Below are 24479 nucleotides of genomic sequence, written 5' to 3'. Positions count from 1 at the left end.
CATGATCCAATCTCTCCTCATCGCCAATCGCGGCGAAATTGCGTGCCGGATCATTCGGACGGCGCGGCAAATGGGCATCCGCACGGTCGCGGTCTATTCCGATGCGGATGCCAAGGCTTTGCATGTGCGGCAGGCGGACGAAGCCGTGCATATTGGGCCGTCGCCTGCGCGCGAAAGCTATCTCGTCGGCGATAAGATCATCGCGGCGGCGAAGGCTACGAGCGCGGAGGCGATCCATCCCGGCTATGGTTTTCTGTCCGAAAATGCCGATTTCGCGCAGGCGGTGATCGACGCAGGATTGGTCTGGGTCGGGCCATCGCCGGACAGCATCCGCGCGATGGGCCTGAAAGATGCGGCCAAGGAACGGATGATCGCAGCGGGCGTCCCGGTCACGCCGGGCTATCTGGGCGAGGATCAGTCCGTAGCGCGATTGAGCGCCGAGGCCGACAGCATTGGCTATCCCGTGCTTATCAAGGCCGTCGCCGGAGGCGGAGGCAAGGGGATGCGCAAGGTCGATAGCGCTGCCGATTTCGCCGATGCGCTACTCTCCTGCCAGCGCGAGGCTGCGTCCAGTTTCGGTAACGATCAGGTGTTGCTCGAAAAGTGGATCACCAATCCGCGCCATATCGAAGTGCAGGTGTTCGGCGACACCCACGGCAATGTCGTCCACCTGTTCGAGCGGGATTGCTCGTTGCAACGCCGTCACCAGAAGGTGATCGAGGAAGCACCAGCCCCCGGCATGGACGAGGCAACGCGCGAAGCGATCTGCGCCGCCGCCGTGCGCGCGGCCAAGGCGGTCGATTATGTCGGCGCAGGGACCATCGAGTTCATCGCCGACGGATCGGAAGGCCTGCGCGCTGACCGCATCTGGTTCATGGAAATGAACACGCGGTTGCAGGTCGAGCATCCGGTGACGGAAGAGATCACTGGCGTCGATCTGGTCGAATGGCAATTGCGGGTCTCTTCGGGCGAAGTGCTGCCCAAGCGGCAGGATGAGTTGTCGATCAACGGCTGGGCGATGGAAGCGCGGCTATATGCGGAAGACCCGGCCAAGGGGTTTCTGCCGAGTGTAGGGCGGTTGGACCATCTGATGCTGCCCGAACATGTGTTGCGTGTCGAAACCGGTGTCGAGGAAGGCGGGGAGGTCAGCCCTTTCTATGATCCGATGATTGCTAAACTTGTGGCGCGAGGCGAGGACCGTGACGAAGCCATTTCAGCCTTGCATTACGGTTGTACGATCACTGCAGTATGGCCGGTAAAGACCAATGCAGGCTTTTTAGCGGCTTGCCTGAATGATGAACGCTTTCGATCCGCCAATCTCGACACCGGGCTGATTGCAGAGCGCGGCGATGCGCTTGTTCCAGTCGCGTCTGCTCCGGACGCGGTGGTTCGTGCGGGTGCTATGGCAATAGTTGTGGCGGCGGGTGGATGTGATCCATACCAAGTGGGTCATTCACTAGAGGGCGCTCATGAGTCGGGGCGTGATCCGGGCACGGGACTTTTCGGTTTCCGCCTGAACGCTGCGACACAGCGCAATGTCCATCTGCGTATTGATGGCGAGCCCTACATGACGGCCATTGAGGATCCTTGGGGAGAGTTAGCTGCCTGGATTGAAGTTAGTGGTGGTACGATACTTTCTGGTGTGAACGATGGGCGTGTATTTGCGATTACGCCGGACCGAACTGAAGGCGGAGGTGCAGGTGCCGCCTCAGACGGCGCGATCATCTCCCCCATGCCCGGTCGCATAATCGCTCTGCTGGTTGCCGAAGGCGAAGCTGTCACCAAGGGACAAAAGCTCCTCACCCTTGAGGCCATGAAGATGGAGCATAGCCTTGTCGCGCCTTATGACGGGACGGTGGCGGACCTCAATGCCAGCGAAGGCGGGCAGGTGAGTGAGGGGGCTGTGCTGGCGCGGATCGAGCCGGTAGGGGAGTAGCGCTTACCGCTCGTTCAACCGCGGCATCAGGTCCACGAAGTTGCAGGGGCGGAATCGGTTGTCCAACTGGGTGACCAATATCCCGTCCCACGCATCCTTGACCGCCCCGGTCGATCCGGGCAGCGCGAAGATATAGGTGCCGCGCGCGACGCAGGCGGTGGCGCGCGACTGGATCGTGGATGTGCCGATCTTCTCATAACTCAGCCACCGGAACAGTTCCCCGAAGCCGGGAATTTCCTTGTCCTGCACACGGGCAAGCGCTTCAGGCGTCACGTCGCGTCCGGTTACGCCGGTGCCGCCGGTGGTGATGATGCAATCGATCTGCGGATCGTCGATCCACGCATGGAGCCGTGCGACGATGGCATCCTTGTCATCCCGCTCGATATAGCGCGTGGCGACAACATGGCCTGCCGCTTCGATGCGCTCCACAAGCGTATCGCCGGACCTGTCGTCCGCCAGGCTGCGCGTATCGGAAACGGTCAGTACGGCAATGCGAACGGGCGTGAACGTCACGCTTTCGTCAATAGGCACTGGCGACTTTCCCGTTCGCGCTCATGCGCACCAGTGTCGTGCCTTTGGTTGTGGGGAAACGCGGCCACATGCCCTGAGCCATGCCCGTCATGCAATCTGCGCTGCCCTTGGCCTGAAGCTGATACATCCAGTAATTCCGCATAACGATATTCACATACGCGCGCGTCTCGTAATAAGGCAGCGATTCCATGAAGAGCAGCGGATCGCCGCCATCCTTCACTTCGTAATTCCAGCGTTCGACCGGCGTAGGGCCGGCATTATATGCGGCCATCACCTTGGGCAGCAGACCGCCCGTCGCAGGCATATCGCGCAGTTGTTCGAGATAACGCTGGCCATATTCCATGTTGGTCGATGGCGCGTGCAGTTGCGCCATGCTCACCGCGCCACCATTGACGTCGCCTGCGGTGCCGGGGCGTACCTGCATCAGGCCGCGCGCACCGGCGCTGCTGACGGCGTCCGCGCGGAAACCCGACTCCTGCAATGTGTGCGCGAACACCAGCGAAGGATCAACGCGCCATCCACCATCGGGCGTCCATCGCGGTGCGGGGAAGCGGGCAAAGCTACCCGGCTGCTGACCCGCCGGACCGTTATGCGCCAGCCAAAGCTGGGTCGCGGGGAGGTTCAGCGTACCTGCCAGTTTCAACAGCGCATCATATTGGGCATTGCCGCCGATACGTGCCTGATAACGCAATGCCTCATCAGCGGACTTGTCCCGCCCAATCCCCGACAAGGCGACAGCCAACCGTGCGTTGGGTGCATCTTTCAGCGCGCGCGGTAGAGCATCGCCTTCGCCGACAGCCAGCATCTGCGCATGTGGCGTAAGGCCTAAGGTCTCGCGCGCCAACAGTCCGTAGAATGTCTCCTGCGCCTTGGCCGCCACCTTCAGCATTCCAGCGACCTTGGCCGGTTCGCCGCAATTCATGTAGGCGCGCGCAGCCCAATAGGCACCGGCTGCTCGCATGTCGGCATTACCCGCCAGCGCCGCGACATTGGCAAAGGAAGGCCCCGCAGCCCGACAGTCCTTTTGCCGCCACGCCGCAAGCCCGATGGTCCAGTGCGACTGCACCGCCCAATCGCCGCCGGTGTCGTCGATCAGCGCCTTCGTGGCGAGGCGACGCGCGTTGGCGTCGTCATTTTCGATATAATAGGACCATGCCACACGCTGCCGCCATTCGGTGCGCCCTTGCGGCGTCAGCAGAGGTTCGACTGCGGCCACTTCCAGTTCGGCCGCCGCCGGATTGTCCGCCTTGATCAGCGGCAAAACCTTCGTACCCAGGGCTTGCGCGACGACGTCGGTCTTCACGGTTGCGACATATTCACGGCGCGGCGCAGCCCCCAGCCATACCAGCTTCTGCACCTGTGGGAGCGTAGGCAATATCTGCGCACCCCGGCGTTGCGCGAGGCGGCTCAACTGGTCTGCCTGTGGCAGCCACGACGCCTTGTTGACGAGTGCCAGCAAGTCGAACAGTTCGACCTTTGGCGAGTTTTTGGCGAGGTACAGTTCCGCCAGCGCATAGGACCGAACGTCGTCGCCCTCGTCCAAGGTGGCGATCTGTGCCATGGCATCTGGCCAGCGCTGTTCGTCGATGGCCGCGAAGATCGCCCGGTAGCGCATGCGAACATCGCCATTGGCTACCAGAGGCTGCGTTACTTCCGGCGCAATGCGGAGCGTATCGTCGGGAGCAGCCTGAGCGGTGGTGGCGGTAAGGCCAGTGCCTATCAAAGCCAAAGAAACGAGCGACGTACGGATCATGCAGGCTGCGCCTCGATCAAAAGTTGCAATTGGCGCCAGCATCCCCGTTTGGCCGATGGTTGCTTCAGCAGGAAGCGAGGATGCGACGTCGCGATGGCATCGACAGTGCCGCCTTCATGGTTAAGAGGTCGTAAACTAAAGACATTCTCTTCGTCAACCGTCGGCAAAAGCGCACGGCTCGTCTTGTCGCCTAAAATGAGCACCCGCCGTGGACCGACAAGGCTGATGTGATGCCGCATCCTGTTGGCAAGCTGAACGCCATCGCTCTCGCCTATAATACCCCCGGTGGGGCGCATCAGCGCGAGCGACGTGATATACAGATGCTCTCGCTTTTGCCCGATGGCGCACATCATGGCGTCGAACAAACGTCCCACGTCGCCGCTTAGCAGGGCGCCACCTTCCATGTCTGCAATATCCGGCATGTCGCATATAACCATAAGGCTAGGCGCGGGCGAACCGACCGGCAGAACCCGTTTCGCCTGACCCGTCAATTGCGGCCATGCAAGTTCGGGGAGCGCCATGTCGGTCGCCAACCACTCGTGAAACGTCTCCAGACTAGCGGGCAAAACCGGAGGTAATAACACAAGTGCGGTATCGATCCGCGGAGCTGTAGGCGGAGGGACGGGCTGAAGCCAGTTTACGGGCGTTTCGGAGACAATTGATGTCACACCCGCCATTTCCCACCAGTCGATCAGCGATTCGACTGCGGTATTCGCTTCATGATCCCCCGATCCCAACATATTTAAGGTAAGGCGCAGAGGTTGACGAGCGCGTCAAGAAAAGTCATCGCGCAATCTGTCAAAGCGTTTGCGAAAAACGGTGGTTGGTTGGTCCGGAACAGGCAACTGAAGCAGGGCGGCAGCCACCCCCGAGGAGAATGTCTATGAGTGACCGGGAATCGATGCCGTATGATGTCGTCATCGTTGGGGGTGGCCCTGCGGGACTGAGCGCGGCGATCCGCCTGAAACAAATGGCCAACGAATCTGGCAGCGAAATCGCGGTGTGCGTGTTGGAAAAGGGCTCGGAGATCGGCGCCCACATCCTGTCGGGCGCGGTGATCGACCCCAAGGCGCTGGACGAGCTCCTGCCCGAATGGCGCACCTCCGGCTGCTCGCTGGCCGAAGTCCCGGTGACCGACAATCGCCATTGGGTATTGTCGGAGAAGGGGCAGTTCTCCATGCCGCATATCGCGTTGCCTCCCTTCATGAGCAATGACGGCACCTACACCGGATCGCTGGGCAACCTCTGCCGCTGGCTGGCCGAGCAAGCCGAAGGGCTGGGCGTCGAAATTTTCCCCGGTTTCGCCGCCGCCGAGATTCTTTACAATGACGATGGCTCGGTAAAGGGCGTCGCTACGGGTGACATGGGCATCGCGCGCGATGGCGAGAAGAAGGGCGACTATCAGCCCGGCCTCGAACTGCACGCCAAATACACCTTCTTTGCCGAAGGCGCGCGTGGCCATCTGACCAAGATTTTAAAGCGCCAGTTCGCGCTGGACGCCGATTGCAGCCCGCAAGTTTATGGTCTGGGGATGAAGGAATTGTGGGACATCGATCCTGCCAAGCATCAGCCAGGTCTGGTGATCCATACGCAGGGCTGGCCGCTGACGGACGCCTATGGTGGTGGGTTCCTCTATCATCAGGCGAACGGCCAGGTCGCCTTGGGCTTTGTCGTCGGTCTGGGATACCGCAACCCGCATCTGTATCCGTTCGAGGAATTTCAGCGCTGGAAGCAGCACCCCTCGATCCGCCAGTATCTGGAGGGTGGGCGTCGCGTCTCCTACGGCGCACGAGTCATTAACGAAGGTGGATGGCAGTCGGTGCCGAAGCTTGAGTTCCCGGGCGGTGCGCTGATCGGTTGTTCCGCAGGCTTCGTGAACGTACCGCGCATCAAGGGCACGCATACAGCGATGAAGTCCGGCATGTTGGCGGCGGAAGCAGCCTTCACGGCCATTGTAGCCGACCGCAGCAGCGACGCGCTCACCAGCTATGGCGAAGCAGTGCGCTCAAGCTGGATTGCCGATGAGCTAAAGCTGGTCCGCAATGCAGAGCCGTTGCTGGCCAAACTCGGCAACAGCATCGGCACCGTTCTGGCGGGCATCGACATGTGGATGCGCACGCTCAAGATCGGCTTGCCCTTCACGCTCAAGCACAAGCCGGACAATGAGAAGCTGTGGCGCAAGGAGCATTGCGCCGAGATCAAATATCCCAAGCCCGATGGCGTCATCAGCTTCGACCGTCTGTCGTCGGTGTTCCTGTCGAACACGAATCATGAGGAGGACCAGCCGGTTCACCTTCAGCTCAAGGATCCGGCGGTTCCGATCAGCTACAATCTGCCGCTCTATGACGAACCTGCGCAACGCTATTGCCCGGCGGGCGTTTACGAAGTCGTGGGTGAGGAAGAGGGACTGCCTCGCTTCCAGATCAACGCGCAGAATTGCGTCCATTGCAAAACATGCGATATCAAAGACCCGACGCAGAACATTAACTGGGTCGTACCGGAAGGTGGCGGAGGACCGAACTATCCCAATATGTAGGCATCTGTTCCCCTTGGCGATACTGGCCACCGCAATGATCCCGGTTGGGGCCGGGGCGGTGGTCGATACGCCTGCGCTCAACGCTTATGCGCGGGCGCGGTTGGCCGATGGGGACGGGGCGCTGACTATTGCGGTGGACGGCTATGCGCAGGCAATGGCTGCCGATCCGGACAACGCAGTGCTGGCGCTGCGGTCCTACCGACAGGCGCTTGAAGCGGGCGATATGGGGCTGGCTTTGCGGTCCGCGCGGGTGCTGGATGCCGCAGGCGTATTGCCGCGAGACGGAACCCTCCTGTTCGCCATCGATGCCCTGAGCCGCAAGGATTGGGATGGTGCGCGCCACTGGGCAGATCGGTTGAAGGCCGAAGAGAATTTCGCCTTCCTCGCGCCGTTTTTGACCAGTTGGGTTTCGGTAGTCGATGGGCCGTATGTGGCGCCGTTGGCGGATGAAAAGAGCCAGTTCGCCACATTGACCGGGCGATACATCGACGAGCATGTGGCGCTGCAGGCGCTTGCCCGTGGGCAACAGGCGGCGGCCGATCCGGCCATTCTTCGCGCCCTGTCGTTGCAGACTTCGACGCAGGTTGGTTTGCGGATAGCCCTTGCGATGCGTTTGGCCGCGCTCGGTCGGAGGGACGATGCCGCTGCGCTGCTCAATCGCGATGACCCCGCATTGATAGCTGCCAAGGCGGAACTTGCGACAAATAGGCGGATATCCATTCCCGCGCTGACGCCCGCGCAGGGTTTCGGGCGGACATTTGCACGTCTTGCCGACGATGTGGGCGGCGGCAACAGCCGTTCACTGGCACTCACACTCGCCCGCCTCGCCAGCTTTTCCGATCCCAAAAGCGCGGAAATGCGCGTGGCCCTCGCGCGGCAACTCGCGCTGTCCGATTATTCGGACGCTGCGATTGCGGAAGCGCTGAAGGTGCCGCGCAGATCGGTATGGGTGGCGGTTGCCGACGACATCCGCATCAGCGCGCTGTCGCAAGCGGGGCGGCAGGATGAAGCGCTGGCGGTTGCGCAAGAAACGGTGGCGCAGCCCGATGCGACTGCCGCACAATATCTGCAACTGGCAAACCTTCTGTCCGACATGAAACAATTCGGTCCAGCAGTGGACGCTTATCGTCAAGCGCAGCAGCGGCTCGCGGGTGGCGTGGCGCCTTGGTCGCTGTACCTTCTCGAAGGCAGTGCGCTGGAGCGCGGCGGGCGCTGGGCCGAAGCAAAGGTTGCTCTCGATAAGGCATTGGCGCTCGCGCCGGAAGAGCCCGTCGTACTGAACTATCTCGGCTATGCACAGGTCGAGCGGCGACTGAATGTTCCCGCAGCACTGGCCCTGCTGCGCAAGGCCAGTGCATTGCGCCCCGACGACGCTGCGATAGCAGATTCGCTAGGTTGGGCGCATTATGTCTCGGGCGATGCGCGCAGCGCGGTTCCGGTGCTGGAAAAAGCGGCTGCAGGCGCACCTGATGATGTGACGGTCAACGAACATCTGGGCGATGCTTTGTGGGCGGTCGGTCGGCGTTATGAAGCGCGATACGCCTGGACGGCGGCCAGCACATTTGCCGAGGGGGAAGCGGCAACGCGGATCGGCGGCAAGGTGCGCGGCGGCTACAAACCGGAGCTATCCGCGCCTTGAGCCTTCCTCGATCCGATACCGAAACCGCTTATGCCAAGATCAACCTCGCGCTGCATGTCCGGCAGCGGCGGGATGATGGCTATCATGACATCGAAAGCCTGTTCGCCTTTGCAGGGGATGGCGATGAGTTGGCGGCTACGGTGCGCGATGATGGGGCGTTGACCCTGACCATCAATGGACCCTTTGCGGCGGGGCTGGATAGCGGGCCGGACAATCTTGTCCTACAGGCCGCAAAGGCGTTGCAGAACTACGCAGGTGTCGGCTTAGGTGCTGATATCTGCCTGACCAAAAACCTGCCGGTTGCATCTGGGATTGGCGGCGGATCGGCGGATGCTGCGGCTACGTTGCGCTTGCTGGCGCGTCTGTGGTCACTCGATATCGACATGATGGATATCGCTGCGGCTTTGGGGTCGGACGTGCCAGCCTGCCTTGTCAGTCGCACCTTGATGGGCACGGGGCGCGGAGAAGCGCTCGACCTGCGGACGATAGAGGGGCTGTCTGGAATGCCGCTGTTGCTCGTCAATCCAGGTGTCGGCTTATCCACTGCGCCGGTGTTCGCAGGATGGGATACAATCGACAAGGGGCCGCTAGATGCCAGCGATCTTACGACCATCGTGGAGGACGGACGCAACGATCTTTATCCACCCGCCGCTGCACTCGTGCCCGTAATTGCTGAAGTCATCGCGTCGCTATCGGCCCAACCCGGCGTAAAGCTCGCCCGCATGTCGGGTTCCGGCGCCACATGCTTTGCGCTGTTCGCTTCCACTGAAGCCCGCGATGCCGCGGCAGCGTCGATGTCACCCACATGGTGGACCTTGCCTACAGGGATCAGAAGCGCATGAGCGACGCCTTCACCCTCATTCCCGCGCGGGAAAGCAACATACTCATCATCGCCGATCACGCATCGGCTTTTGTGCTGTCGGACATCGACCTCGGCATGGATCCGGTCCTTCTGAACGAACACATCGCTGTCGACATCGGCGTGGCGGAAGTGGCGCGGCAGCTATGCGCACGCACTGGCTGCGGTGCGGTGCTCGGTGGTTTGTCCCGCTTGGTGATCGACCTCAACCGGGAAGAGGACTCTCCCGGCCTCATTCCGACCGAAAGCGACGGCCACCCCATTCCGGGTAATGTCGATGCTGACCGCCACGCTCGCATAAATCGCTTCTACCGCCCTTATCACGCCGCGGTGACGGCGGCATTGGATGCCATGACGCGACCGTTCATCCTGTCGTTGCACAGTTTCACGCCGTCATTATCGTCGCGCGACGAGCCGCGTCCCTGGCATATAGGGATACTCTACAATAGCGATGACCGCGCAGCGCGTATCGCGATACCCATGCTGGAAGCCGCTGGTCTCAATGTCGGCGATCAGCTTCCCTATTCCGGCACCATCCTGAACGCGACGATGAATCGCCATGCCGAGGCGCGCGGTATCCCCTATCTGGGCGTCGAAATGCGGCAGGATCTGGTGCGCGATGAGGCTGGGCAGGCGCGTTTTGCCGATTATCTGGCCCCAGTGATGGAAGCGTGCCGTAACGCTCTTGCGTAAACGCTGCCTTTTTGGAAAGAGGCCCGCACAACGAAGGGCCAATCATGACACATACTTTCGACAAGGCGAAACTTCCCAGCCGTCACGTATCGGTAGGGCCGGAGCGCGCGCCGCACCGCAGCTATTACTACGCTATGGGCCTGACCGAAGAAGAGATTGGCCGCCCCTTCGTCGGTATTGCTTCTGCCGGTAACGACAGCGCGCCGTGCAACACGACCCTGAACGATCAGGCTGATATTTGCCGCGATGGCGTCAATCGCGCAGGCGGGATGCCGCGCCGCTTCAACACGATCACCGTGACCGACGGCATCGCGATGGGGCATCAGGGCATGAAAAGCTCGCTCGTCAGCCGCGAAGTCATCGCCGACTCCGTCGAACTGTCCGTGCGTGGCCACTGCTACGATGCGCTGGTGGCCTTTGCTGGATGCGACAAGTCTTTGCCGGGCATGATGATGGCGATGCTGCGCCTCAATGTCCCTTCGATCTTCGTCTATGGCGGATCGATCCTGCCGGGTCATTTCCACGGCAAGGACGTGACCGTGAAGGACGTGTTCGAAGTCGTCGGCAAATATGCCGCCGGAAACTGTCCGTTGAAGGAATTGATGGATCTGGAAAAGGTCGCTTGCCCCGGACACGGCGCATGTGGTGGCCAGTATACCGCCAACACGATGGCGTGCGTGGGCGAAGCAATCGGCCTGTCGCTCCCCAACAGCAATATGGTGCCTGCGCCCTATCAGACGCGTGGCGACATCGCGATTGCAGCAGGCGAGCAGGTCATGGAATTGCTGGCGCGCAATATCCGTCCGCGCGACATCTGCACGCGCGAAGCGTTCGAGAATGCGGCGCGCGTCGTCGCGGCGACCGGTGGCTCGACCAATGGCGGCCTGCATCTTCCTGCTATGGCGCATGAAGCGGGCATCGCGTTCGATCTGTTCGACGTGGCCGAAATCTTCAAGACCACACCTTACATCGCTGATCTTCAGCCGGGCGGCCGCTATGTCGCCAAGGATATGTACGATGCCGGTGGCGTCTACATGCTGATGAAGACCTTGCTGGAAAACGACCTTCTGCATGGTGATTGCATGACCGTGACCGGCAAGACGCTGGGCGAGAATATCGATCAGGTGACGTGGAACCCCGATCAGAAGGTCATCTATGATGTGAAGACGCCACTCAGCCCCACGGGCGGTGTCGTTGGCCTGCGCGGTACGCTGGCGCCCGATGGTGCCATCGTGAAGGTTGCCGGGATGGATCGCCTGCAGTTCACCGGCCCGGCGCAGGTGTTCGATTGCGAAGAAGATTGCTTTGCCGCCGTCGAAGCGCGGCAGATCCGCGAAGGGTCGGTCATCGTGATCCGGTACGAAGGGCCGAAGGGCGGTCCCGGTATGCGGGAGATGCTTTCTACAACGGCGGCGCTCTATGGGCAGGGCATGGGCGAAAGCGTTGCGCTCATCACCGATGGCCGCTTCTCCGGCGCCACGCGCGGCTTCTGCATCGGCCATGTCGGTCCCGAAGCGGCAGAAGGCGGCCCGATCGCATTGGTGCAGGATGGCGACATCATCTCCATCGACGCGGAAGCTGGCACGATTGACCTGAACGTCGACGCCACCGTGCTGGCGGAACGTCGTGCCGCCTGGCAGCCGCGCGCGCATGATTATCAGTCCGGCGCACTTTGGCGCTATGCGCAGAACGTCGGTCCGGCCTATCAGGGTGCCGTAACGCATCCCGGAGGCAGCGCCGAAACTCATGTCTACGCGGACATCTGATCATCTTCTGATCGCAGCCCTGCTCGTCCTGAGCGGCTGCGATCAGCTTGGTAAAGCCGACACAATGGCGATTGACCCCAAGTCGCCCGACACGGTTCTGTGTCAGGTCGATGGTGCAGCGAAAGTGGAGCCGGTTTGCCGGAGCGAAGTCTCTGGTGACCGATTGACGATCCGCCATCCCGATGGCGGATTTCGCCGTTTTCGGATCGTCACGGACGGGCGCGGGGTCGTAGCGGCGGACGGGTCCGATCCCGCTGCGGTGACCATTACCCAAGGCGACCGCATCACCGTAAAGGTCGGCAGTGATCTCTACGATCTTCAGGCGCAGATAGCATCGCCCAAATGACCGGCCTCGCCATCCTGACCGCGACAGAAATGCGTGCGGCGGAGCAAGCGGTCTTTGCCAGCGGCGTACCCGAATATGCGCTGATGGAAAAGGCAGGCGCCGCCGCAGCCGACATCATCTGGCGCGCAGGCGGTAAACGCGACACGCTGGTTCTGTGCGGTCCGGGCAACAATGGCGGAGACGGCTTCGTCATCGCCCGCATATTGCGCGGCCACGGCGTCCCGGTTCGCGTTGCTGCAACAGGAGAAAGCCGCACGCCTTCATCGCAGCAGGCGCGCGCCTTGTGGGACGGTCCGGTCGAGGACGTGTTCACTGCATCCCCGGCAACACAGTTGGTCGATGCCTTGTTCGGCACTGGCCTCACGCGAGGTCTGGATAAGGCGCTCGCTGAGCGTCTGTCGGCATTGGCCGATGATGCCAGCAAGACCTACGCCATCGATCTACCTAGCGGCATCGATACCGATAGCGGTGCGCCTCTGTCCGACGTTCCGCATTTCAATACGTGCATCAGCCTGGGCGCGTTGAAGCCTGCCCATGTTCTCGATCCGTCGGCTTCCCGGTTCGACAGGTTGGTTTGTGCCGACATCGATATTCCCACGCAGAATGCGCGTGTGCGCCTGCTCACGGCCCCGCACTTGACGGCTCCGGCAAAGGACGCGCATAAATATACACGCGGCCTCGTGGCGGTTCTCGCGGGAGCGATGCCGGGCGCTGCTGCTCTCGCTGCGCTGGCTGCGGCGCATGGCGGGGCGGGTTATGTGAAGGTCGGTGCGCCCATACCCATTCCAAGCCTACCTCATGCCATCGTCCAAAACGACGACGAACCCGCAGATGCCTTTGCCGATCCGCGTATCGCCGTCAGTCTCATCGGGCCGGGGCTAGGGCGGGATGGAGCCAGTATCGCCCGCATGGCATCGGCGCTGTCGGCAGGTCATCGGGCGGTAATCGATGCCGATGGACTTTTGGCGTTGAAGTCGCTCGGTTTCGCCGTGCTCCCGCAATGCGCGATCCTGACGCCCCACGCGGGAGAGTTCGAAGCACTGTTCGGTCCACTCGAAGGCAATCCGATTATGCAGGCACAGACCGCCGCCGCCCAATCGGGCGCAGTCGTTGTGCTGAAAGGCGCGCATAGCATTGTCGCTGCCCCCGATGGCCGCGCAGCCGTCTCGCGCCCCGCATCCTCATGGTTATCGACTGCCGGGACGGGCGATGTCTTGGCGGGGTTGTGCGCGGCGCGCCTCGCTGTCACCCACGATCCTTTCCGGGCAGCCTGCGAAGCGGTCTGGCTCCACGGAGAGGCCGCCCGGCGCGCTGGTGCTGCTTTTGTCGCGGATGAATTGATTGCGCAGGTGCCAGCGGCTATCGCGTCCCGCCTGTAACGAAAGACAAGACGCTGACCGACACCGATCTCATCACCCGCCTCGCCGCAAAAGGCGACGGCGTCACCGCCGATGGCCGCCATGTACCGATGAGCGCGCCGGGGGACCGCCTGGAACCGGGCGGCGGGGCGGGGCTGATCCGTGGCCCGCACCATGTCGATCCGCCTTGCCGTCATTTTCCGCTCTGTGGTGGATGCCAGTTGCAGCATGTCGACGATGCCAGCCTGTCCGATTTCGTGCGCGACCGAGTGGCGGGCGCGCTGGCGGGGCAGGGGATCTCTGCGAACATCATTCACCCCGCACATATCTCGCCTCCGCAAAGCCGCCGCCGCGCTTCGCTGCGTGCAGCGCGGCTCGGCAAGAACCTCAATCTGGGGTTCGCCAGCGAAGGCAGCCACCGGATCGTTGATATGCAGATGTGCAGCGTCTTGCATCCGGCGCTCTTCGCGATGGTCGCACCGATCCGCACGCTGCTGCATCCAATGGTCGGGGACCGTCGCGCCGTGCATGTCCGCATGACGCTTACCGATCAGGGCGTGGATCTGATGCTGGAAGGCATCGAAGTGGAGGGCCTTGCCGCAACCGAATCGCTCACGGAATTTGCGCAACGCCACAAACTGGCCCGCCTCACCATAGACGATGGCTACGGCCCGCAAACACGGTGGGAGCCTGATCCCGTGACCGTCAGTTTCGACGGCGTAGCGGTTCCGTTCCCGCCCTTTGCCTTCCTACAGGCTACGGCAGATGGCGAAGCTGCCTTGGTCGCTGCCGTTCAGGCTGCGCTGGCACCCGCCAAGCGGATCGCCGACCTGTTCAGCGGTCTCGGCACCTTCGCCTTGTCACTCGGCAATGGCAAAGCCGTCTATACCGCCGAAGCAGCCCGCGATCTTGTGCTGGCGCTCAAGACTGCCGCTAATCGCAGCGGTCGGCAGATGGCCGTCGATCATCGCGATCTGTTCCGGCGGCCGTTGATGCCGGCCGAACTCGACCGCTTCGACGCGATCCTGCTCGACCCGCCACGTGCCGGTGCACGCGAACAGGCGCTCCAACTGGCGCAGGCACAGGTGCCGGTCATAGCTTATGTCTCCTGCAATCCCGGCAGCTTTGCACGCGACGCGAAGCTGTTGATCGAAAGCGGTTACACGCTGGAAAGTGTCCAGCCCGTCGGGCAGTTCCGCTGGACCACGCATGTCGAACTGGCGGCGATCTTCCGCCGCTGACACATAAAAAATCCCCCGCCGGATAAGAGCGGGGGATAAATTTCTGCGATAGCGTTGGCTTAGGGCTTACTGGCCCAGCTTCACCACATTGGCGCGGCGCGGCGCTTCGACTTCTTCGCGATACAGGCTGGCCATCGGTTCGTCGTCCACGGCCACGACCGTCTCGGACGAAAAGCCGTTGAACCCGGTGCGCATGGCGCAACCATAAGCACCCAGCATCCCGATCTCGATATAGTCGCCGACTTTCACATCGGCGGGCAGCATGAATGGCCCGACCATATGGTCCATGTCGTCGCATGTCGGCCCGTAGAAGCTGAAACCCTTGGTCTCTGCCTGGCTTTCCTGCGTCCGCAACAGCGTGACGGGAAAGCGCCAACCGATATGCGCGGCATCAAACAATGCACCATAGGCTCCATCGTTGATGTACAGTTCGTCACCGCGGCGACGTTCCACACGCACGATCAGCGAGCTATACTCTGCGGAGAGCGCGCGACCCGGCTCGCACCACAATTCCGACGAGTAGGACACCGGCAGGCTTTCGAAGCCGCGATGGATCGCATCGAAATAGAGTTCGAGGGCAGGCGGCTCCATGCCCGGATAGACCGAAGGAAAGCCACCACCGACATCGATGATATCGACCGTAACCGCCGCTTCGACAATCGCGGCGCGCACGCGCTCGATGGCCTGCGTATAGGCATGGGGGCTCATTGCCTGGCTACCGACATGGAAGCAGATGCCTAGTGCATCCGCCGCCTGACGGGTGGCCATCAAAAGTTCCTTGGTCTCGCCCAGTTCAGCGCCGAATTTCGATGCGAGGCTAAGTTCGGAATAGTCCGACGATACCCGAAGGCGCACGCACAGTTCCAGATCGGTGGCGTCGCCCGTGGCGCGCATGATCTTTTCCAGCTCGTCGATGGTATCGAGCGAGAAGGTGCGGACACCATGCGTGTGATAGGCTTCGGCAATCGCTTCCTCGGCCTTGACCGGATGCATGAAGCACAGCTTCGCCTCCGGCAAAGTCGCCGCGACTAAACGTACCTCAACGATCGAGGCAACGTCATAATGCGTGATTCCGCTATCCCACAACGTCCGGAGTAACTCCGGGGAGGGGTTTGCCTTTACAGCATAAAGCGAGCGCCCCGGAAACTTCTCAGAGAAGAATCGGGCGGCGCGGGCTGCTGCCTGCGGGCGAATAAGCGTTACCGGGGCTGCCGGTTTGAGGGCAATTGCTACCCCCAGCGCGCTGGGATGCTCGTACAATTCAAGGGACCTCCAGTGTAGTTCAAGGTGTTAAGCTGCCTTGCGGTGGAAGTCCCATGGGGCAGCGGACGGTCGATATATGGCCAAGGCGCCCCCCTGTAAAGCCGTTGTATAAAAAAACTTGTAATTAAACTGTCATGAAAGCCTGGACTTGAAATCCGCGTAGCCAAAACTGCGGATTTCCTTGAGTTCGTCGCTATCGCTGTTCCACAAATATATGCTCGGCAAGGGCACACCGTTGAACATATTGGTCTTTACCATGGAATAATGCGCTTGATCGAGGAAAGCGATCCGTGCACCCGGCTCAGCCGTGCAGGGAAGGCGATAATCGCCGATGATATCCCCGGCCAGGCATGACGGGCCGCCCAGACGGACCTGTGGCCCATTGGCGCGTTCGTGCAGCATCGCAGGGCGATAGGGCGCTTCGATCACATCGGGCATATGGCATGTCGCGGAGATGTCGGTGATCGCCACCGCCATGCCGTTGTCGACAACATCCAACACTTCACCCACTAATATGCCTGCATCCAGCGCCATCGCTTCGCCGGGTTCGAGATACAACGTCAAGCCCGTCTCAAGCTTGATCTGCTGCAAAAATTCCACCAGCGAATCGCGCTGATAATCGGCTCGGGTGATGTGATGTCCACCACCGAAGTTGAGCCAGGTGAGTTGCCCGAAATAGGGCGAAATATATGGCTCTACGGCGCGCCATGTACGCTCCAACGGCACAAAATCCTGCTCGCACAATGTATGAAAATGCAGGCCTGACACCCCGTTCAGATGCTCCGGCTTCAACTGGTCGATTGGAAAGCCGAGCCGACTGTGCGGCTGACAGGGATCGTATTTCGCAACTTCCCCCTCGGCATGGAGCGGGTTGATGCGCAGGCCGATGTCGAACACTTGCCCGGCGTGACGCGCTGCCTCTATCTGCGGCATGAACCGGGCGATCTGATACGGGCTGTTGAAAATGACGTGGTCGGAAATGCGCAGGATTTCGGGCAGATCTTCGGCCTTGTATCCCGCGCAATAAGTCGCGATCTCGCCTTTATATTCCTCGCTACCGAGACGCGCCTCGTAGAGACCCGACGTGCAGACGCCATCGAGATATTCCCCGATCACGCCGCCCAGCGACCACATGGAAAATGCCTTGAGCGCGCCCAACACCTTGATGCCCGCCCGGTCGCGCACATCCTTCAGGATCGCCAGATTGCGCCGCACCGCGACTTCATCCACCACGAAGCTGGGCGAAGGTACGCGATGCAGGTCGAAATGCGCAAAGGCTCCGGGATCACCGGCGCGGGTTTCCATAATGAAGATACTCCCGTCACCCCAGCGAAGGCTGGGGTCTCAAGCGATTGCGTACAAGCTGGCGGCACGAGACCCCAGCTTTCGCTGGGGTGACGCTATAAATTAAAACGCCAGCGGCGCGTCCAGTTCCTTGACCTGCCACGGCAAGCCCTGCGTGTTCAGCATGTCCATGAAGGGATCGGGATCGAACTGCTCCATGTTGAATACGCCGGCGCCCGACCATGCACCGGTCAGCACCATCGCCGCGCCGATCATGGCGGGAACGCCGGTGGTGTAACTCACCGCCTGATTGCCGGTTTCGGCATAGGCTTCTTCATGGTCGCAGACGTTGAGGATGTAGAACGTCTTTTCCACGCCATCCTTCTTGCCCGTGGCGATGTCGCCTATGTTGGTCTTGCCCTTGGTCGTCACGCCCAGCGATGATGGTTCGGGCAGCACGGCCTTCAGGAACTGCAGCGGGATGATTTCCTTGCCTTCGTACATGACCGGATCGATCCGCGTCATGCCGACATTCTGCAACACTTCGAGATGCTTGAGATACGCGCCGCCGAAGGTCATCCAGAAACGAATGCGCTTGATCTCCGGCAGGTGCGTTTTCAGCGATTCGATTTCCTCATGATACATGAGGTACATGTTCTTCGGCCCGACCTGATCGAAGTCGAACGTCTGCTTGTGCGACAAGGGCGGTGTTTCCACCCAGTCACCATTTTCCCAATGCCGCGCCACGGCGGTCACTTCGCGGATGTTGATTTCCGGGTTGAAGTTGGTGGCAAAATGCTGGCCGTGATCGCCCCCATTGCAATCGAGAATGTCGAGTGTCTCGATGGTGTCGAGATGATGCTTTTTGAGATAGGTCGCGAACACGCTCGTTACACCGGGGTCGAAACCCGATCCGAGCAGCGCCATCAGGCCAGCCTGCTTGAAGCGTTCCTGATACGCCCACTGCCAGTGATATTCGAACTTGGCTTCGTCGCGCGGTTCGTAATTGGCGGTGTCCATGTAATGCACGCCGGTTTTCAGGCACGCTTCCATGATCGACAGATCCTGATAGGGCAGCGCGAGGTTGACGACGAGCTTGGGCTGAACCTGCGCGATCAGCGCGGCGGTGGCGTCTATATCGTCGGCATCGACTTGCGCGGTCTTGATCGTCACGCCCGTGCGCGTCTTTACCGATTCGGCGATGGCATCGCATTTCGCCACGCGGCGGCTCGCCAATGTAATATCGGTGAAAATATCAGCGTTCATAGCCATTTTGTGAACGGCTACCGAGCCGACGCCACCAGCGCCGATGACAAGGACCTTGCTCAATTCTATGCTCCATGCTTGGACGCGGAATCCGCGCGAATGCGCCCATATAGGGATGAACCATGACAGCGCAAAGTCACACCATCAGAACGCCGGATCGGGAAGGCGTCCTGCGCGCTGCGGAAAAGATCGCAGCGATCCTTCCGCCCACGCCATTGTTGCCGCTGGAGATCTACGGACGCACGATCTGGTGCAAGGCCGAATCGCTTCAACCCATTGGCGCGTTCAAGATTCGCGGGGCGTGGCATCGCCTGTCGGACCTGTCCGAAGCAGAGCGGGCAGGGGGCGTCGTCGCTTTCTCTTCCGGTAACCACGCCCAAGGCATCGCCTGGAGCGCGCGGCGGCTCGGCATGACCGCCACCATCGTCATGCCCGCCGATGCCCCGCAGGCAAAGGTCGACGCAACCCGCGCGCTGGGCGCCAATGTTGTAACCTATGACCGGATGACCGAAAGCCGCGAAGCGATCTCCGTCAAACTGGCCGATGAGCATGGTGCGATCCTCGTACCCAGCTTTGACGATCCCTGGGTGGTCGAGGGGCAGGGGAGCGTCGCCATCGAAGCCGCCGACCAGCTCGAAGCGATGACCGAAAAACGCCCCACGCGCATGGTAATCTGTTGCGGCGGCGGCGGTTTGGCCAGCGGCTGCGCGCTGGCATTGCCGGATACGCAGATCACCGTCGTCGAACCGGAAGGCTGGGACGATTTCGGGGAGTCGCTACGGCAGGGGCATATCGTGCCCGTCGGTCCCAATCCTCCGCCGACACGCTGCGATGCACTTCAAACGCTGCGAATAGCGCCGCTGACCTTCGACATCCTCCACGGGCGCGGCGCGACAGGGGTTGCCGTTACCGAAGCAGAGGTCGCCGCCGCCATGCGCCTCGCCATGACGTCGCTTGGCCTCGTGCTCGAACCCGGCGGCGCGGTCGCGCTGGCCGCCGTGCTGGCCGGAAAGGCGCAGGTCGATGGCACCACCGTGATCACCCTGTCCGGCCGCAATGTCGATCTTCCGACCTACGCAGCGATGATAGGCGCTTGATAAGCTGCCCACCGCCGCTAGTGTTGCGACCGTGAGCACGGCAGAGCCATCATCCGGCCCGGACGCGGCACGCAGCAAACTGATCGACGCGCTGCAGGCGGTCGCGCAACAGGATCGCGCGGCACTCCGCCAAGTCTACGATATGACGTCTGCGAAACTATTTGGAATTTGCCTGCGTATCTCCAATGATCGCGATGCGGCGGAGGACATATTGCAGGATGTGTATATCAAGGTGTGGAACCGCGCGGGGCGGTTCGATGCAGGGCGGGCCAGTCCGATTACCTGGCTGTGCGCGATTGCCCGCAATTCCGCCATTGACTGGCGCCGTGCGTCAGGCCGCGTGGCGACTGCGCCGGAAGAAGCCGCTTTCGCGATTGCCGATACCCGGATGCGTGCGGATCAGACTATCGAACAGGATCAGGAAACCACGCGCATCCATCAGTGCATCGATACGCTCGAAGAGCGGCAGGCGACGGCCATTCGCGCGGCATTCTTCGATGGGCTGACTTATGCGGACCTGTCGGCGCGTATGGACGTCCCCTTGGGGACGATGAAAAGCTGGATGCGTCGCGGCCTGCAGCGGTTGAAAGGATGCCTTGGCGATGACTGAGCCATCCGCCCCGATGACGCCCGAAGAACGCGATGCGCTGGCTAGTGAACTCGCGCTTGGGCTGTTGACGGGTGCGGAGCGCGCAGAGGCGCTGCGGTTGCAACTGTCCGACCCGGCTTTCGCTGCGGACGTGACGGCATGGGAGCGACGCCTCGCGCCCTTGCACCATGATTTTGCCGAACACCGTCCATCGTTGGAAGTCTGGGCAGGCATTGCCGCGCAGATCGAACCGAAGGCAACGGTGGCATCGGGCGTGACACGTCAATTGCGAGTCTGGCGTGCCAGCGCACTTGTGTCGGGTGCACTGGCTGCGTCGCTGGCGTTCGTTCTGCTCTTCCGCCCCCCGGCGTCGCTTCCTCCGCAAATCGTGCAGGCAGCACCCGCCAATCAGATGGCCGTTGCGCAGATGGTCGGACAGGGGAGCAATATGCTCGTCGCCGCGCGCTATGACGAGACGACCGCGCAACTCAACCTGCGTGCGGAAAATCTACCGCAAGGCGATCTGGCCCCGGAACTCTGGGTGATACCTGCAGATGGCAAGCCCCGTTCGCTGGGCATGATTTCCGCGAGGGGCACCACGCGCATGGCCGTCTCGCCCAAGATGCGGGCGATGCTGGAAAACGGAGTCACTCTGGCAATCACGATGGAGCCCGCTGCGACGGCACCTCATGCCGCGCCAAGCAGCGCGCCAGTCGCGGCAGGAAAGATTTCGATTATCTGACCGCCTCTGCATCCTTTCCCACTGTTCGCGCGTAACTGTGCAGCACCCGGCAAACCCGGCGTGCCAATGTAGGAAGGACGCCTCCCGTTATGAAAATCACCCTTTCAAAGCTATCCCTGTCCCTTGCCGGGGCCATGCTGCTCGCCGGCGGCACCGTCGCTTCGGCCAAGAACCCGATGGTCGGTGGTGCAGCAATGTATCCAACCAAGGACATCGTCGATAACGCTGTCAATTCGAAGGACCACACCACCCTCGTCGCAGCGGTGCAGGCCGCTGGTCTGGTCGATACGCTCAAGGGCGCTGGACCGTTCACTGTCTTCGCGCCGACCAATGCGGCCTTTGCCAAGCTCCCTACCGGCACCGTCGAAACGCTGGTGAAGCCTGAGAACAAGGCGACGCTGACCACGATTCTGACATACCACGTCGTCCCCGGTCGCCTGACGGCGATGGACATCGAAAAGCTGGCCAAGGCCAATGGTGGCAAAGCCATGCTGACCACCGTGCAGGGTGAAACCCTCTCGGTCGCCAAGGAAAACGGCGGCTGGTATCTGACGGACGCCAAGGGCGGCAAGTCGAAGATCACCATCCCCAACGTCATGCAGTCGAACGGCGTGATCCACGTTGTCGATACGGTTCTGATGCCCTGAACCTGATCGACGGATTTTCTACCGTAAGATTGCTGCGAGCCCGCCGATCATTCCCCCCGTCGGCGGGCTTTACGGTGATCAGAGTAAAAACCATCCGATGAGTCCGCCGATCTGAGCGACAAGGACCAGAAGTAGGTAGGTGGAAAAGGGTTCTTTTCGCGTTTTATGACGGAACATTTGCCTGGCTAACAATGCTCCCACCGATCCGCCGATAATTGCCAAACCCAGCAAGTCAGATTCCGCAATTCGGCGTCTACCGTTTATCGCTCGCTGCTTGTCTTGCCAGAAACGCAGCATCGTCCATGCGTTCAGTAACAAGAATGCCGGTATAATGGCCCACGCGCTCAGATGACGAGCTTTCGCAATGTCGCAATCATATCCGCCTCCGCTGCTGGCTTGTCGCGCCGGATGCGCGAGATACGCGGAAAGCGCATCGCCAGTCCCGACTTGTGCCGTTTGCTTTCATGGACCGAATCGAACGCGACTTCGAGCACCAGCGTCTTTTCCACCTCGCGCACCGGGCCGAAGCGGTTGACGGTGTTGCTCCGCACGAAACGGTCCAGCCCTTTGAGTTCCTCGTCGGTAAACCCGGAATAGGCTTTGCCCACCGGCAGCAATTCGCCATCCTCTGTCCAGCATCCAAAGGTGTAGTCCGAATAATAGGACGAACGCTTTCCATGCCCCCGCTGCGCATACATCATCACGCAATCGGCGGTCAGCGGATCGCGCTTCCATTTATACCAGAGGCCTGCGCGTCGCCCGGTGACATAGGGACTGTCGCGTCGCTTGAGCATGACGCCCTCGATCGCTGCGTCACGCGCACCTGCGCGGATTTCGCCCAAGGCCTCGAAATCCTTCGCGTCGATCACGGCAGACAGATCGAAACGTGACGGATCCAGTGACGGCATGAAGGCCTCCAGCCGTTTGCGCCGTTCCGTCCACGGCAGCGCCCGCAAATCCTCCTCTCCGTCGAGCAGCAGATCGTAGAGCCGCACGAAGGCTGGGAACTCACCCAGCATCTTGCCCGACACCGCCTTGCGGCCCAACCGCTGTTGCAAGGCGTTGAAGCTCGCCGCCGCGCCACCATGCGCCTCAGCGCCCTGTACATCGCCCTTAACCAGTAGCTCGCCGTCCAGCACGCCATGCCCGCTGAAAGCATCGGCCACGTCGGGGAAGCTGCCGGTGATGTCGTCACCCGCACGGCTGTAGAGCCGCGTCTCGCCCTCCGTGCCGACGATCTGCACGCGGATGCCGTCCCATTTCCATTCGGCGGCATAATCCTTCAGATCGACACTCGCCTCTTCCAAAGGATGAGCCAGCATGAACGGACGGAAGAACGGCGTACCTGCCGGATCGGGCCGGCCGCTCCGCCCTTCGAGCCAGTCGAACAACGTGGCGTAGGGCGGCGTTAGCGCGTGCCAGCTCTCCTCGATATCGTCGACCGGCACATCGAACGCCTGTGCCAATGCGGTCTTGGCAAGCCGCGAAGACACGCCGACGCGTAGCCCGCCCGTCGCCAGCTTAAGCACCGCAAACCGTCCGCTGATGTCGAGATGATCCATCATTTCGGCCAGCATGGCGGATGCCTCTGCGCGTTTCACATTTGATAGCCGCTGCACGACGACATCCAGCGTCAGAGTGCCGTCATCGACATCCGCTGCATCGGACGAGGGCCAGAGCAGCGATACCGTCTCCGCCATATCGCCTACATAATCCCGGCTCATCTCATACAGCACCGGATCGACCCGCCCCCGGATCATTTCGCCAATGGCAGAGGATTTGACCGCTTTCAGGTCGAGGTTTCCGGTCAACGCCGCCAATGCCCAGCCTCGGTCGGGATCGACCGTCCGCTTCATATACTCGCCGATCAGCAGCAGCTTGCCATTGCGCGATGGCGTGTAGACCAGCCCATCGAGCAGTTGCGCAAACTCACGCATCGTCGTCATCCTCACGCCCGACCAGCGCCAGCGCGCGTGCCTTCATCTGGTGCATCTGGCACCAGTGAACGAGTGCCTCTTCCCGCCCATGCGTCACCCATGTCTCGGTCGGCGCGACTTCGCGGATCGTCGCTGTCAGTTCGTCCCAGTCGGCATGGTCCGATATCACCAGCGGCAACTCGACGTTGCGTTGACGCGCGCGCTGCCGCACCCGCATCCAGCCTGACGCCATGGCAGTGATGGGATCGGGCAGCCGACGGCTCCACCGGTCGTTCAGCGCCGAGGGCGGGGATATCACGACATGCCCACGCATGTCCTTCGCCGCGACACCAGCGGCGGGTCGCAATTCGCCCATCTCGACGCCGAAATCCTGATACAGCGCGCACATTTTCTCCATCGCGCCGTGGATATAGATGGCGTCATGATGCCCCCGCGCGCGCAGTTCGCAAATGATCCGTTGTGCCTTGCCCAGCGCATAAGCGCCCACCAGCACGCATCGCTCCGGATGGGCATGAAGTGCGCCCAGCAGCCGGTCCATTTCGCTCCCCGTATCGGGATGGCGGAATACGGGCAGTCCGAATGTGGCCTCGGTCACGAAGATATCGCACGGCACCGGCACGAAAGCGGGGCAGGTGGGATCGCTGCGGCGTTTATAATCGCCCGTCACCACTACCCGCTCGCCTGCATGTTCCAGCACGATCTGCGCTGAACCCAGCACATGCCCCGCAGGCACATAGCGAATGGTCACATCGCCCAGCGTGAACGTCTCGTCATAGGCCAGCGGGGTGCCATCCGCTGTCCCATAGCGCAGACCCATGATCGCCAATGTCTCGCGCGTCGCCCACACATGCCCATGACCGCCGCGCGCATGATCGGCATGACCATGGGTTACCAGCGCGCGATCACGCGGCTGGCTGGGGTCGATCCACGCATCTGCGGGGCGAACATAGATGCCGGTCGGGTGCGGCTCTATCCAATGGGGAACGGATGACATGC

The 24479-nt window shown here is 61.5% G+C and carries 21 protein-coding genes and 1 pseudogene; 13 read left to right on the top strand and 9 right to left on the bottom strand.

Annotation, left to right across the window (positions count from 1 at the left end; genetic code table 11):
- Position 1: 1 nt before the first annotated feature.
- Entirely contained in the window at positions 2-1936 is a 1935-nt protein-coding gene (locus LQ220_RS19110) for an acetyl/propionyl/methylcrotonyl-CoA carboxylase subunit alpha (RefSeq protein ID WP_230189739.1), read from the top strand.
- Positions 1937-1939: 3 nt separating this feature from the next.
- Here the strand turns inward: LQ220_RS19110 and moaB are convergent, their stop codons facing one another.
- The 3 genes and pseudogenes from moaB to LQ220_RS19095 form a co-directional block, all read right to left on the bottom strand.
- Positions 1940-2467: a molybdenum cofactor biosynthesis protein B gene (moaB, locus tag LQ220_RS19105; protein ID WP_230189738.1), complete on the bottom strand. Its 528-nt coding sequence runs from the start codon at positions 2465-2467 to the stop codon at positions 1940-1942.
- Positions 2457-4220, bottom strand: a complete 1764-nt coding sequence (locus tag LQ220_RS19100) for a lytic transglycosylase domain-containing protein (RefSeq protein WP_230189737.1) — start codon at positions 4218-4220, stop codon at positions 2457-2459. Before LQ220_RS19100 ends, moaB begins: the two co-directional genes overlap by 11 nt.
- A gap of 38 nt (positions 4221-4258) precedes the next feature.
- Positions 4259-4741 (bottom strand): annotated as a pseudogene (locus LQ220_RS19095) (uracil-DNA glycosylase family protein); the annotation flags it as partial.
- Between the two features lie 362 nt (positions 4742-5103).
- On the opposite strand from LQ220_RS19095, the gene LQ220_RS19090 reads away from it, so the two are divergent.
- The 8 genes from LQ220_RS19090 to LQ220_RS19055 all read left to right on the top strand — a co-directional run bounded on the left by LQ220_RS19090 (position 5104) and on the right by LQ220_RS19055 (position 14658).
- Entirely contained in the window at positions 5104-6756 is a 1653-nt protein-coding gene (locus LQ220_RS19090; protein WP_230189735.1) for an electron transfer flavoprotein-ubiquinone oxidoreductase, read from the top strand.
- Positions 6757-6769: 13 nt separating this feature from the next.
- On the top strand, positions 6770-8395 hold the full coding sequence (locus tag LQ220_RS19085) for a hypothetical protein (RefSeq protein ID WP_354958195.1): 1626 nt from the start codon (positions 6770-6772) through the stop codon (positions 8393-8395).
- Positions 8392-9237, top strand: coding sequence for a 4-(cytidine 5'-diphospho)-2-C-methyl-D-erythritol kinase (locus LQ220_RS19080; RefSeq protein WP_230189734.1), 846 nt, complete (start codon positions 8392-8394; stop codon positions 9235-9237). Before LQ220_RS19085 ends, LQ220_RS19080 begins: the two co-directional genes overlap by 4 nt.
- Positions 9234-9947, top strand: coding sequence for an N-formylglutamate amidohydrolase (locus tag LQ220_RS19075; protein ID WP_230189733.1), 714 nt, complete (start codon positions 9234-9236; stop codon positions 9945-9947). The genes LQ220_RS19080 and LQ220_RS19075 overlap by 4 nt, the downstream gene beginning before the upstream one ends.
- A 44-nt stretch (positions 9948-9991) precedes the next feature.
- Positions 9992-11713: a dihydroxy-acid dehydratase gene (gene ilvD, locus LQ220_RS19070; RefSeq protein WP_230189732.1), complete on the top strand. Its 1722-nt coding sequence runs from the start codon at positions 9992-9994 to the stop codon at positions 11711-11713.
- On the top strand, positions 11694-12059 hold the full coding sequence (locus LQ220_RS19065; protein WP_230189731.1) for a hypothetical protein: 366 nt from the start codon (positions 11694-11696) through the stop codon (positions 12057-12059). The genes ilvD and LQ220_RS19065 overlap by 20 nt, the downstream gene beginning before the upstream one ends.
- Positions 12056-13438, top strand: coding sequence for an NAD(P)H-hydrate dehydratase (locus LQ220_RS19060; RefSeq protein WP_230189730.1), 1383 nt, complete (start codon positions 12056-12058; stop codon positions 13436-13438). Before LQ220_RS19065 ends, LQ220_RS19060 begins: the two co-directional genes overlap by 4 nt.
- 89 nt (positions 13439-13527) lie before the next feature.
- Positions 13528-14658, top strand: coding sequence for a class I SAM-dependent RNA methyltransferase (locus tag LQ220_RS19055; protein WP_230189729.1), 1131 nt, complete (start codon positions 13528-13530; stop codon positions 14656-14658).
- Between the two features lie 66 nt (positions 14659-14724).
- Here LQ220_RS19055 and LQ220_RS19050 read toward each other — a convergent pair whose 3' ends face one another.
- The 3 genes from LQ220_RS19050 to LQ220_RS19040 all read right to left on the bottom strand — a co-directional run bounded on the left by LQ220_RS19050 (position 14725) and on the right by LQ220_RS19040 (position 18534).
- Entirely contained in the window at positions 14725-15918 is a 1194-nt protein-coding gene (locus LQ220_RS19050) for a type III PLP-dependent enzyme (RefSeq protein WP_230189728.1), read from the bottom strand.
- A gap of 135 nt (positions 15919-16053) precedes the next feature.
- Positions 16054-17226 carry a carboxynorspermidine decarboxylase gene (locus tag LQ220_RS19045; RefSeq protein ID WP_230189727.1) on the bottom strand — a complete coding sequence of 391 codons (1173 nt, stop codon included), beginning with the start codon at positions 17224-17226 and terminating at the stop codon, positions 16054-16056.
- A 102-nt stretch (positions 17227-17328) separates the two neighbouring features.
- Positions 17329-18534: a saccharopine dehydrogenase family protein gene (locus LQ220_RS19040; RefSeq protein WP_230189726.1), complete on the bottom strand. Its 1206-nt coding sequence runs from the start codon at positions 18532-18534 to the stop codon at positions 17329-17331.
- A 59-nt stretch (positions 18535-18593) separates the two neighbouring features.
- Here LQ220_RS19040 and LQ220_RS19035 point away from each other — a divergent pair, with 59 nt between their 5' ends.
- The 4 genes from LQ220_RS19035 (at position 18594) to LQ220_RS19020 (ending at position 21546) form a co-directional block, all read left to right on the top strand.
- A complete protein-coding gene (locus LQ220_RS19035; RefSeq protein ID WP_230189725.1) occupies positions 18594-19568 on the top strand; it encodes a pyridoxal-phosphate dependent enzyme in 975 nt (324 codons plus the stop codon).
- Positions 19569-19599: 31 nt separating this feature from the next.
- Positions 19600-20178 carry a sigma-70 family RNA polymerase sigma factor gene (locus LQ220_RS19030; protein ID WP_230189724.1) on the top strand — a complete coding sequence of 193 codons (579 nt, stop codon included), beginning with the start codon at positions 19600-19602 and terminating at the stop codon, positions 20176-20178.
- Positions 20171-20899, top strand: a complete 729-nt coding sequence (locus tag LQ220_RS19025; RefSeq protein ID WP_230189723.1) for an anti-sigma factor — start codon at positions 20171-20173, stop codon at positions 20897-20899. The genes LQ220_RS19030 and LQ220_RS19025 overlap by 8 nt, the downstream gene beginning before the upstream one ends.
- Positions 20900-20988: 89 nt before the next feature.
- Complete coding sequence (locus LQ220_RS19020) at positions 20989-21546, top strand: fasciclin domain-containing protein (RefSeq protein ID WP_230189722.1); 558 nt, start codon at positions 20989-20991, stop codon at positions 21544-21546.
- A 78-nt stretch (positions 21547-21624) separates the two neighbouring features.
- On the opposite strand, the gene LQ220_RS19015 is transcribed toward LQ220_RS19020, so the two are convergent.
- Genes LQ220_RS19015 through LQ220_RS19005 form a run of 3 tightly spaced genes read right to left on the bottom strand, consistent with a single transcriptional unit; the run spans position 21625 to position 24477 of the window.
- Positions 21625-21843: a DUF1294 domain-containing protein gene (locus tag LQ220_RS19015; protein WP_230189721.1), complete on the bottom strand. Its 219-nt coding sequence runs from the start codon at positions 21841-21843 to the stop codon at positions 21625-21627.
- A gap of 47 nt (positions 21844-21890) precedes the next feature.
- Positions 21891-23483, bottom strand: coding sequence for a cisplatin damage response ATP-dependent DNA ligase (locus LQ220_RS19010; RefSeq protein WP_230189720.1), 1593 nt, complete (start codon positions 23481-23483; stop codon positions 21891-21893).
- Positions 23476-24477 carry a ligase-associated DNA damage response exonuclease gene (locus tag LQ220_RS19005; protein ID WP_230189719.1) on the bottom strand — a complete coding sequence of 334 codons (1002 nt, stop codon included), beginning with the start codon at positions 24475-24477 and terminating at the stop codon, positions 23476-23478. The genes LQ220_RS19010 and LQ220_RS19005 overlap by 8 nt, the downstream gene beginning before the upstream one ends.
- Positions 24478-24479: the final 2 nt, after the last annotated feature.

It is taken from the genome of Sphingobium sp. CECT 9361 (assembly GCF_918741285.1).
Taxonomy (GTDB): domain Bacteria; phylum Pseudomonadota; class Alphaproteobacteria; order Sphingomonadales; family Sphingomonadaceae; genus Sphingobium.
Note: the sequence above shows the minus strand (reverse complement) of the source record. Positions and strands in the feature narration are given on the sequence as shown.